At 65.5% G+C, this 11649-nt stretch carries 10 protein-coding genes; 8 read left to right on the top strand and 2 right to left on the bottom strand.

What is annotated here, in order from left to right:
* Positions 1-106: 106 nt before the first annotated feature.
* Positions 107-436 (bottom strand): hypothetical protein, encoded by a 330-nt coding sequence (locus tag SMA01S_RS21070; RefSeq protein WP_066827010.1) that lies wholly within the window; start codon positions 434-436, stop codon positions 107-109.
* A gap of 127 nt (positions 437-563) precedes the next feature.
* A complete protein-coding gene (locus SMA01S_RS21065; protein WP_245649366.1) occupies positions 564-1970 on the bottom strand; it encodes a helix-turn-helix domain-containing protein in 1407 nt (468 codons plus the stop codon).
* A 102-nt stretch (positions 1971-2072) separates the two neighbouring features.
* Here SMA01S_RS21065 and SMA01S_RS21060 point away from each other — a divergent pair, with 102 nt between their 5' ends.
* From SMA01S_RS21060 to SMA01S_RS21030, 8 genes are all read left to right on the top strand, one after another.
* On the top strand, positions 2073-3599 hold the full coding sequence (locus tag SMA01S_RS21060) for an acyl-CoA carboxylase subunit beta (protein ID WP_066827003.1): 1527 nt from the start codon (positions 2073-2075) through the stop codon (positions 3597-3599).
* A gap of 16 nt (positions 3600-3615) precedes the next feature.
* Positions 3616-4140, top strand: a complete 525-nt coding sequence (locus SMA01S_RS21055; protein ID WP_245649364.1) for a hypothetical protein — start codon at positions 3616-3618, stop codon at positions 4138-4140.
* Entirely contained in the window at positions 4137-4556 is a 420-nt protein-coding gene (gene mce, locus SMA01S_RS21050; RefSeq protein WP_066827002.1) for a methylmalonyl-CoA epimerase, read from the top strand. The genes SMA01S_RS21055 and mce overlap by 4 nt, the downstream gene beginning before the upstream one ends.
* Positions 4557-4784: 228 nt before the next feature.
* A complete protein-coding gene (locus tag SMA01S_RS21045; RefSeq protein ID WP_066827001.1) occupies positions 4785-5579 on the top strand; it encodes an enoyl-CoA hydratase-related protein in 795 nt (264 codons plus the stop codon).
* Between the two features lie 43 nt (positions 5580-5622).
* Entirely contained in the window at positions 5623-7764 is a 2142-nt protein-coding gene (gene scpA, locus SMA01S_RS21040) for a methylmalonyl-CoA mutase (protein WP_066827000.1), read from the top strand.
* Between the two features lie 41 nt (positions 7765-7805).
* Entirely contained in the window at positions 7806-8870 is a 1065-nt protein-coding gene (gene bioB / locus SMA01S_RS21035; protein ID WP_281179205.1) for a biotin synthase BioB, read from the top strand.
* Positions 8867-9247 carry a lysozyme inhibitor LprI family protein gene (locus SMA01S_RS25410; protein ID WP_157094071.1) on the top strand — a complete coding sequence of 127 codons (381 nt, stop codon included), beginning with the start codon at positions 8867-8869 and terminating at the stop codon, positions 9245-9247. Before bioB ends, SMA01S_RS25410 begins: the two co-directional genes overlap by 4 nt.
* Entirely contained in the window at positions 9244-11241 is a 1998-nt protein-coding gene (locus SMA01S_RS21030; RefSeq protein ID WP_169804284.1) for an acetyl-CoA carboxylase biotin carboxylase subunit, read from the top strand. Before SMA01S_RS25410 ends, SMA01S_RS21030 begins: the two co-directional genes overlap by 4 nt.
* The last annotated feature ends 408 nt before the right edge of the window (positions 11242-11649 follow it).

The raw sequence follows: 11649 nt of genomic DNA, 5'->3' as shown, positions 1-11649 counted from the left end.
TCGCGGCGGGCCCCTCCCTCTCCCGCAAGCGGGAGAGGGGCTTATGTTCGCAAAAAAAGGGGCCGGTTTCCCGACCCCTTTTCGTTGGGTGCTCCCGCAATCACGACTACCAGCGGCGGTGGCCGTCATGCTTGTCGAACCGCACTTTGGCGCTCAGCGCGTCGTAGCGGCGCTCGAGATCGGCGCGTTCGCGCATGTCGATCCGCCCGCCCGACAGGCGATAGCGATATTCGAGCTTCTGGATCCCGCGGAGCTGGCTCTGCAGCTTGAAGGCTTCGCGGCGATCGAGTCCGCCCGAACGGATGCCCTGGTCGATCCGCGACTGGATCATCTGCGCGCGCTGGTTGAGCGGCGCGAACGGCGCGGCGACCGAAACGGCGGGGAAAGCTGCGGTGGCGAAGCCCAGCCCCATTAGCATCACTGTCAGCTTTTTCATGTCTCTCACTCCTTTGACCAAACATCGGTCGAGAGACGGTTTCGGCCCAAACTGTCGCCGATCTGTGTCGTGAGATGTACGAATGTGTCGCGGATGATCGCGAGGGCGCAAAGTTCGTTCAGGTACATTAACCGAAGGAATACGGGACCGGTCCGCGCGTGTCGGGATCGATATGGATCTCGCTTGCCGCCGGGGGGAAAGCGCGCTGATCGCAATCGCTGCGGGGACAGATGCGGCACGATACGCCGATCGGGGTCGCGGCGTCATCGGCGCGGAGGCCGTCGGCATAGACGAAATCGGCGGCATGCGTTTCCTCGCAGCCGAGCGTCACCGCATAGCGCCGCGGACTGCGCGTGAAGCTGCCCGACGGCTTGACCAGTCCCTTGGCGATCGAGACGTAGCGCGTGCCGTCCGGCGTCTCGGCGAGTTGCACCGCGATGCGATCGGGGATCGCGACTGCTTCGTGCACCCCCCATAACGGACACGCGCCGCCGAACCGGGCGAACTGGAAACGCGTCGCCGAATGCCGCTTGGTGATATTGCCCGCCATGTCGACGCGGCAAAAGAAGAACGGGATGCCCGCCGCCCCCGGCCGCTGCAATGTCGACAGGCGATGGCAGGTCTGTTCGAAACTGACCCCGAACCGCAGGCTCAATCGGTCGATATCATGGCGCAGCTCGCGCGCGGTGGCGCGGAAGCGGGCATAAGGCATGACCAGCGCGCCCGCGGCGTAATTGGTCAGCCCGGCGGCGAGCAAGGCGCGCCCGGCATCGGAGGCGATCCCGTCGCTGGCGATGTCGCGGATCAATTCGACGAATTCGAGCCGCGCCAATTGGTGCGCGAGCGCGAAGCGCTGGCTCGCCTCGGGCAAGGCCGGGTCGAGCCGCAACAGGCGCGCATCGGGATCGTAAGCACGCACCGGTCCGCCGAGTTCGCGATCGGCGGCGACCATGATCCCGAAGCGCCGGCCGAGCCGATTCTCGAGCGCGGCGCGATCGATCGCATCCTCGCCCATTTCCTCGGCGATCGCCTCGGCCGCGCGGTCGAGCGCGTCGACATAATTGCGCTCGGCGTGAAACCAGTCGCGCACTTCCTCCCAGGGAAAACGCGCTGCTTCGGCAGCGCCCGCCTCGAACCGGTCGTCGAACGCGCGCAATTGCTCTTGCGATCGGCGAAACGCGGCATGCAGCGCGACCATCCGCCGCGCGAGCTGCGGCTGTTGCCGCGCCCCGCGGCGCAAGGTCGCTTCGTCGAGCCGCGCATCGGGCACGCTGGGATCGCTCGACGCCTCGATCGCATCGACCAGCAACATCCCTTCGTCGGCGGCGGCGATCGTCTCCCAATCGGCAGGGAAGGCGCGGGCCAGCGCCACCATTACCAATGGCGTGATCGGGCGGTCGCCATTCTCGATCTGCGACAGATAGCTGACCGATACCGATAGCTGCGTCGCCAAGGCGCGCTGGCTCAATCCCAGCCGCTGGCGCAGCGCGCGGATCCGATGTCCGGCAAAAATACGGCGGATGCCTTCGGCCATGGACATGGAATAGTTTGCAAACCTACCCTCGGCAAGTTTGCAACATTACAGTTGCGAAGGCAGGCTGCTAGGGGAAAGAGGTCGGGTTCTGAAGGAGTCTCCATGTCGTCGACCATCGCCGAACTCGAGAAGAAGCGCGCCGCGGCCCGTTTGGGCGGCGGAGAGAAGCGCATCGCCGCGCAGCATGCCAAGGGCAAGCTGACCGCGCGCGAGCGGTTGAACGTGCTGCTCGACGAGGGATCGTTCGAGGAGCTCGACATGTATGTCGAGCATAATTGCGTCGATTTCGGCATGCAGGACCAGATCATCCCCGGCGACGGCGTGGTCACCGGATCGGGTACGATCAACGGCCGGCTGGTGTTCGTCTTCAGCCAGGACTTCACCGTGTTCGGCGGCTCGCTGTCCGAGCGGCACGCGCAAAAGATCTGCAAGATCATGGACATGGCGATGAAGGTCGGCGCGCCCGTGATCGGCCTCAACGATTCGGGCGGCGCGCGCATCCAGGAAGGCGTCGCCTCGCTGGGCGGCTATGCCGAAGTGTTCCAGCGCAACGTGCTCGCCTCGGGCGTGGTGCCGCAGCTGTCGCTGATCATGGGCCCGTGCGCGGGCGGCGCGGTCTATTCGCCGGCGATGACCGACTTCATCTTCATGGTGAAGGATTCCTCCTACATGTTCGTCACCGGTCCCGACGTGGTGAAGACGGTGACCAACGAAGTGGTGACACAGGAGGCGCTGGGCGGCGCCATCACCCACACCACCAAGACATCGGTCGCCGACGTCGCGTTCGAGGACGATATCGAGGCGCTGCTGGCGGCGCGCGACTTCATCGATTTCCTGCCCGCGTCGAACCGCGAGCCCGTTCCGGAGCGCCCGTCATCGGACCCCTGGGACCGGATCGAGGAAAGCCTCGACACCCTGATCCCGGCCTCGGCCAACCAGCCCTATGACATGCACGAGCTGATCCGGAAGACGGTCGACGAAGGCGATTTCTTCGAAATCCAGCCCAAGCATGCCGGCAACGTGATCTGCGGGTTCGGCCGGATCGAGGGGCGGACGATCGGCGTGGTCGCCAACCAGCCGATGGTGCTGGCCGGCGTGCTCGACATCAATTCCTCCAAGAAGGCGGCGCGCTTCGTCCGCTTCTGCGACGCGTTCGAGATTCCGATCATCACTTTCGTCGACGTCCCCGGCTTCCTGCCCGGCACCGCGCAGGAGCATAACGGCATCATCAAGCACGGCGCCAAATTGCTGTTCGCTTATGCCGAGGCGACCGTGCCCAAGATCACCGTCATCACGCGCAAGGCCTATGGCGGCGCCTATGACGTCATGGCGTCCAAGCATCTGCGCGGCGACCTCAATTACGCCTGGCCGACCGCCGAAATCGCGGTGATGGGCGCCAAGGGCGCGGTCGAGATCATCTTCCGCGGCAAGACGCCCGACGAGATCGCCGAGCGCACCGCCGAATATGAGGCACGCTTCGCCAATCCGTTCGTCGCGGCGGCCAAGGGATTCATCGACGAAGTGATCCAGCCGCATTCGACGCGTCGGCGCATCGCTTTGGGCTTGCGGAAATTGCGGAACAAGAGCCTCGAAAATCCGTGGAAGAAGCACGACAACATCCCGCTTTGACGAAAGGCCGCCCCTCATGATCTCGATCCTCGCTTTGTTGCTCCAGGCCGCTCCCGCACCGGCGGCGGTCGCGCCGTGGACGGTAACGACCCGTCCCAAGACCGATCCCGCCATCACCTCGACGGTGACCGGCACGTCCTCGGCCGATGGCAATGCCAAGCTCGTCGTGCGCTGCGACGCGGGCAAGGCGAACGTCGTATCGGTACAGCTGTTCAGCCGCACGCCGCTGGGCGGCCCGCCCGCGCGCCCGGTATCGCTGACCTTCGACGCCAACACGCCGATGATCGACAATTGGGAATTCGTCCAGCAGGGCGCGTTCCAGCGTGATGACGTGGCCGTGACCACGCTGACCACCGCGCTCGCCGCGGCCAAGACGATCAAGATGCACACCACGACGACGACCGGCGAGCCGATCGATGCCAGCTTCACCGGCCCGGCGAGCGCGCAGCCGATCACCTCGGTGCTGGCGGCGTGCGGCTATACGCTCGGCCAGCCGCCCGTCCGCGCGCCCGAGCCCAAGGACAAGAAAGCGGATAAGTGAAGCTCGGCCGCCTCAACCATGTCGGGGTCGCGACCCCCTCGATCGCCGACGCCATTCCCTATTGGCGTGACGTCATGGGTGCGACCGTGATCCACGATCCGTTCGACCTGCCCGCGCAGGGCGTGAAAGTGTGTTTCGTCGACACGCCGAACACCCAGATCGAGCTGATCGAGCCGCTGGGCGAGGCGTCGCCGATCCGCGCCTTTCTCGAGAAGAACCCGGCCGGCGGCCAGCATCACCTTTGCTACGAAGTGCCCGACATCATGGCAGCCAAGGCCTGGTTCGAGGGCAAGGGCGCGAAAGTGCTCGGCGAGCCGCGCATCGGCGCGCACGGCACGCCGATCTTCTTCGTCCATCCCAAAGACATGGGCGGCGTGCTGACCGAGATCATGGAGACGCCCAAGGACGGGCATTGAAAACACTTCCCCTCTCCCCTTGTGGGAGAGGGTTGCGCAGACTTGGGTCGGCGAAGCCGGCCTTAGTCGGAGCTGGGTGAGGGGATATGCGGTCGCGCAGCGACCGCGCGAAGCTTCGCTTCGCGGGCCCCTCACCAACCTTCGCTAGGCACCCCGGCGAAGGCCGGGGTACCAAGCTTCGGTATCCCTCTCCCCTATCCAGGGGCGAGGGAGGAAAGAGGGAACCGAATGGCCTACGAACACATCCTGACCGAGCGCAAAGGCGACGTGCTGGTCGTGACGCTCAACCGCCCCGACCGGCTCAACGCCGCGCCGCCGGCGATGTTCGTCGAGATCGGCCAGGCACTCGCCGATCTGAACGGTGCGCGCGCCGTGCTGATCACCGGTGCCGGCCGCGCCTTCTGCTCGGGGGCCGATGTCGGCGGCGGCGCCTTGATGGCCAGCGAGCGCGGGCTCGACCCGGGGCAGGCGACCTACGATGCGCTGACCGACAGCTACAACCCGACGCTTGCGGCGATCGCGGCGCTGTCGGTACCCGTCGTCACCGCGGTGCGCGGACCGGCGGCCGGGATCGGCTGTAGCCTGGCGCTCGCCGCCGACTTCTGCGTCGCCTCGGACACGGCCTATTTCCTCCAGGCCTTCGTCAATATCGGCCTGGTCCCCGACGGTGGCGCCAGCTGGATGCTCACCCGCCTGATCGGGCGTCCGCGCGCGACCGAGATGATGATGCTGGGCGAACGCGTCCCCGCCGCCAAGGCGGTCGATTGGGGCATGATCTACAAGGCTGTCGCCGACGATGCGCTCGATGCCGGGGCGCTGGCGCTGGCCGAACGGCTTGCCGCCGGCCCGACCGTCGCGCTCGGCATGATGCGCCGCCAGCTGCACGAGGCGCTGGAGAGCGATTACGCCGCGGCGATGCAGCGCGAGGCCGACAATCAGCGCGCCGCGCGGGCGACGCACGATTCGATGGAAGGCGGCATGGCCTTCCTCCAGAAGCGCAAGGCCGAGTTCAAGGGCGCTTGAGCCATCAAAAAGGAGCGCCTCCCGCTGGAGGCCGGATACGATCATGACGACCAACCCGACTCCCGACGACTGGAAGGCGCTCGCCGACAAGGAAGTGAAGGGCAGGGACCTGACCTGGCACACCCCGGAAGGGATCGAGGTCAAGCCGCTCTACACTGCCGAGGACGTCGCCGGCGTCGATCCCGGGCTGCCCGGCTTCGCGCCGTTCACGCGTGGCGTGCGCGCGTCGATGTATGCCGGCCGGCCCTGGACGATCCGCCAGTACGCCGGCTTCTCGACCGCCGAGGAATCGAACGCTTTCTATCGCCGCAACCTGGCGGCGGGGCAGAAGGGCCTGTCAGTCGCGTTCGATCTCGCGACGCACCGCGGCTATGACAGCGACCATCCGCGCGTGACCGGCGATGTCGGCAAGGCGGGGGTCGCGATCGACACGATCGACGACATGAAGATCCTGTTCGACGGCATTCCGCTCGACCAGATGTCGGTCAGCATGACGATGAACGGCGCGGTGATCCCGATCCTCGCCTTCTTCATCGTCGCGGGCGAGGAACAGGGCGTGCCGCAGGCCCAGCTCGACGGCACCATCCAGAACGACATCCTCAAGGAGTTCATGGTCCGCAACACGTACATCTATCCGCCGGCGCCGAGCATGCGGATCATCGCGGACATCATCGCCTATACCTCGGCGCACATGCCGAAATTCAACTCGATCTCGATCTCCGGCTATCACATGCAGGAAGCCGGGGCGACGCAGGTCCAGGAACTCGCCTTCACGATCGCCGACGGGCGCGAATATGCCAAGGCGGCGATGGCGGCGGGGCTCGATATCGACAAGTTCGCCGGGCGGCTGTCCTTCTTCTTCGCGATCGGGATGAACTTCTTCATGGAAGTCGCCAAGCTGCGCGCGGCCCGCAAGCTGTGGCACCGCGTGATGAGCGACCTCGGCGCCAAGGACGAGCGCTCGAAGATGCTGCGCACGCATTGCCAGACCAGTGGCGTCTCGCTGCAGGAACAGGATCCGTACAATAACGTCATCCGCACCACGGTCGAGGCGATGGCGGCTGCATTAGGCGGCACGCAGAGCCTCCACACCAACGCGCTCGACGAAGCGATCGCACTCCCGACCGATTTCTCCGCCCGCATCGCGCGCAACACCCAGATCGTGCTGCAGGAAGAAACCGGGATCACGCATGTCGTCGATCCCCTGGGCGGCTCTTATTATGTCGAGGCGCTGACCCAGGAACTCTATGATCGCGCCTGGGAGATCATCGAGCGTGTCGAGGGCGAAGGCGGCATGGCCAATGCCGTCGCGCAAGGGTGGCCCAAGGCGATGATCGAGCAAGCCTCGGCGGCGCGCCAGGCCCGGGTCGATCGCGGCGAGGACGTGATCGTCGGGGTCAACAAATACCGGCTCGCCGAGGAAGCCGATATCGACATCCTCGACGTCGACAATCACGCGGTGCGTGACTCGCAGATCGCGCGGATCAAGCGGGTCAAGGCCGGCCGCGACGAGGCGGCGTGCCGGGCGGCACTCGATGCGTTGCGTGCGGGTGCCAAAGGGGGAGAGAACCTGCTTGGCCTCGCGATCGAATGCGCCCGCAAGCGCGCCACGCTCGGCGAGATCTCGTCGGCGATGGAGGACGTGTTCGGGCGCTATGGCACCAAGCCGACCCCGGTGTCGGGCGTCTATGGCGGTGCGTATGACCAGGATGCGCGCTGGGAGAATCTGCTGGCGGGCGTCGCCGCGACCGAGCGCCGGCTCGGCCACAAGCCGCGCATGCTCGTGGCCAAGATGGGGCAGGACGGCCATGATCGCGGCGCCAATCTGGTCAGCTCGATGTTCGGCGATCTCGGCTTCGAAGTGGTGCCGGGGCCCTTGTTCCAGACGCCCAAGGAAGCCGCGATGCTCGCGCTCGACAGCGACGTCGACGTGGTCGGCGCGTCGAGCCTCGCGGCGGGGCACAAGACGCTGATCCCCGAACTGATCGGCCATCTTCGCGATGCCGGCCGCGCCGACATCAAGGTCATCGCCGGCGGCGTGATCCCGGCGCAGGACTACGATTTCCTCCGCGAAGCTGGGGTGCAGGCCATCTTCGGCCCCGGCACCAATCTGATCAAGGCGGCGGAGGACGTGCTCCGCCTGCTCGGTCATAATATGCCCCCTGAAGAAGAGGCTGCGGAATGAGTGATATTACAATCAAAAGCCCCTCCCCTTCAGGGGAGGGGTTGGGGTGGGGCAGTGCCACAAAGAGTGCGCTCGGTGAGACATCCCCCACCCCCAACCCCTCCCCTGAAGGGGAGGGGCTTAGGAAGTGGACCCGCGACGAAATCGCTTCCCTCTTCGACCTCCCTTTCACCGAACTCGTGTTCCGCGCGGCCGAGGTGCATCGCGCGCATCACGCTGCCAACGAGGTGCAGCTGTCGACCTTGCTGTCGATCAAGACCGGCGGTTGCCCCGAGGATTGCGGCTATTGCTCGCAATCGTCGAGCCATGAGACTGGCCTGAAGGCAACCAAGCTGATGGACGTCCGCGCGGTGCTGCAGGCGGCGGCTGAAGCCAAGGACAATGGCTCGTCGCGTTTCTGCATGGGGGCGGCGTGGCGCAACCCCAAGGACAGGGACATCCCCGCGCTCGTCCAGATGGTGAAGGGCGTGCGCGCAATGGGGATGGAGACCTGCATGACGCTCGGCATGCTGACGCCCGCTCAGGCGCAGGCTTTGGGCGAGGCGGGGCTCGACTATTACAACCACAATATCGATACCTCGCCAGAGAATTACGCCAACGTCATCTCGACGCGCAGCTTCGAGGACCGGATCGAGACGCTCGACAATGTCCGCGGCGCGGGGATCAACGTGTGCTGTGGCGGCATCGTCGGCATGGGCGAGACGCGCGCCGACCGCGTCGGCTTCATCCACGCGCTCGCCAGCCTGCCGGTGCATCCCGAGAGCGTGCCGATCAATGCGCTGGTGCCGGTCAAGGGCACGGTGCTCGGCGACATGCTGGCCGACACCCCGCTCGCCAAGATCGACGATATCGAGTTTGTCCGCACCGTTGCGGTCGCGCGGATCACGATGCCGGGAAGTATGGTGCGCTTGTCGGCGGGGCGAGAGAGCATGTCGGAGGCAGCGCAGGCTTTGTGCTTCCTGGCGGGCGCCAATTCGATCTTCACCGGTGAGAAGCTCCTGACGACGGGCAATGCCGGCGAGGACAAGGACGCGGCGCTGTTCGCGAAGCTCGGGCTGACGCCGATGGCCGCTGAGCAGCGCAGCGTGATGGAAGCGGCGGAGTGATCGTGATCGCACTCGTCCTGTCCGCAGCAATCTATACGCCGCCGCCCTGTAAAGATGTCGCGCCCGGCGGTGATCGGCGCTGCGCCATCGCAGATTTCCGACGAGCGGACCGGCGGATGAAGATCTCGTTTCAGCGAGCCGTACACCGGTTGCGATCTTGTCGGCCGCTTAATGCGACGCGTTGCGACGATCGGCCGGGAGCTATCCGGGTGTTCAGCAGAGAACAGCAGACTTGGACGGCGTGGCGAGACGCGCATTGCGACGTCATAGCCTTCGGCGTCGAGAAGACGTCGGCGGAAACGATGGTCCGTATGGACTGCCGAACCGGACTGACACTTACACGGATCAAAGAAATAGAAGCGGTAGGCAGATACTGATGTTCAAGAAAATCCTGGTCGCCAATCGCGGCGAGATCGCCTGCCGCGTGTTTCGCACCGCGAAGAAGATGGGGATCGCGACGGTCGCGGTCTATTCCGACGCCGATGCGCGCAGCCCGCACGTGCTGATGGCGGACGAGGCGGTGCGGCTTGGGCCGGCACCGGCGGCGGAATCGTACCTGAAGGCCGAGCTGATCCTCGATGCCGCCAGGATCACCGGCGCCGACTGCATCCATCCAGGCTACGGCTTCCTGTCCGAACGCGAGAGCTTCGCGCGCGCCTGTGCCGAAGCCGGGATCGCCTTCGTCGGCCCGCCGCCCAACGCGATCGCGGCGATGGGCGACAAGATCGAATCGAAGAAGCTCGCCAAGGCGGCCGGGGTTAACGTCGTGCCCGGCTTCCTCGGCGAGATCGCGGACACCGATGAGGCAGTGAAGATCGCCTCCGACATCGGCTATCCGGTGATGATGAAGGCCTCGGCCGGCGGCGGCGGCAAGGGCATGCGGCTCGCCTGGAGCGAGCAGGACGTGCGCGAAGGGTTCGAGGCGACCAAGCGCGAAGGCCTTGCCTCGTTCGGCGACGACCGCGTGTTCATCGAGAAGTTCATCGAAAGCCCGCGCCATATCGAGATCCAGGTGCTGGGCGATCAGCACGGCACCATCGTCTATCTCAACGAACGCGAATGCTCGGTGCAGCGCCGCCACCAGAAAGTGGTCGAGGAAGCGCCGTCGCCGTTTGTCAGCCCCGAAATGCGCCGCAAGATGGGCGAGCAGGCGGTCGCGCTGTCGCGCGCGGTCGGCTATTATTCGGCCGGCACCGTCGAGCTGATCGTGTCGGGCGCCGACACCTCAGGTGAGGGCTTCTACTTCCTCGAAATGAATACCCGGCTCCAGGTCGAACACCCGGTCACCGAGGAGATTACCGGGCTCGACCTGGTCGAGCAGATGATCCGCGTCGCGGCGGGCGAGAAGCTTTCGTTCGGGCAGAGCGATGTGCGGATCGACGGCTGGTCGATCGAGAATCGCGTCTATGCCGAGGATCCCTATCGCGGCTTCCTGCCGTCGATCGGGCGGCTGGTGCAGTACGATCCGCCGGCCGAGGTGGATGCCGCCGAGGGCCGCACGCGCGTCGACGACGGCGTCCTCGAGGGCGGCGAGGTCAGCATGTTCTACGATCCGATGATCGCCAAATTGATCACCTGGGCGCCGACGCGCGAGGAAGCGATCGATCGCCAGATCGCGGCGATCGACGAATTCGTCATCGATGGACCCGGCAACAATCTCGATTTCCTGTCGGCGCTGATGCAGCATCCGCGCTTCCGCGACGGTGCGCTGACCACCGGCTTCATCGCCGAGGAATATCCCGACGGCTTCACCGGCGCGCCGGCCTCGCCCGATCTGCTCAAGGCACTGGCTGCGGTCGCCGCCTTTGCCGCCACCGCGGAGGCCGATCGCGCGCGGCGGATCGATGGCCAGCTCGGCAAGCGCCTGCGCCCGCCATCGGCCTGGACGGTACGGATCGATGGCACGGACCATCAGGTCGACATCTCGACCGACGGCGTGGTCGTCGATGGCGACGATCTCGACCTGGCGCTCGAATATACGCCCGGCGACCATATCGTGACCGCCGAGCTCGGCGATGAGGAGCTGACCGTGCGGATCGCCCGCACGCGGACGGGCTTCCGGCTGACGACGCGGGGTGCGTCGCATGTCGCGCGCACCTTGCCCGCGCATGTCGCGCCTTATGCCCAGCATCTGATCGAGAAGATCCCGCCCGATCTCTCCAAATTCCTGATTGCACCGATGCCCGGTTTGCTCGTCCGGCTCGACGTCAAGGAAGGCGACGCCGTCCAGGCGGGGCAACCGCTGGCAGTGGTCGAGGCGATGAAGATGGAGAATATCCTGCGCGCGGAAAAGGCGGCGACGGTAAAGTCGGTGGAGGCCAAGACCGGGGACAGTCTAGCGGTCGATCAGGTGATCCTGGAGCTCGAATAGCCAGTTTGGAGTCTGTTTCAGCGAAGCTGAAACAGGTGCGGCACTAGAACCGATCGATATTCGGACGGCGCGTATCGGCTCTTTTTCAATCCTCCCCCTGGCGGGCAGGGCAATCGCGTATGGATGGGATGGGCGCCGAGCCATATCGTCGAGTTGACCGTCATGCCGGACTTGTTCCGGCATCCAACACGCAACCAGGGACGGATTCCGTTGTGGAAGGTTGGACCCCGGAACAAGTCCGGGGTGACGAGGACTGAAGCCGAAAGCGAACGGTCCAGATCGCAGCCCCGAATTCATATGCGATAGTCCCGCCCTGGCGGCAGAGGATTATATGAATGTCGATCCATCCTCGACCGCATCACGACCGCGAAGCGGGAAACATGAACCGAACCGGCCCGATTGCGACAA

Origin of the sequence: Sphingomonas mali NBRC 15500, assembly GCF_001598415.1 — a bacterium.
GTDB lineage: Bacteria > Pseudomonadota > Alphaproteobacteria > Sphingomonadales > Sphingomonadaceae > Sphingomonas > Sphingomonas mali.
Note: the sequence above shows the minus strand (reverse complement) of the source record. Positions and strands in the feature narration are given on the sequence as shown.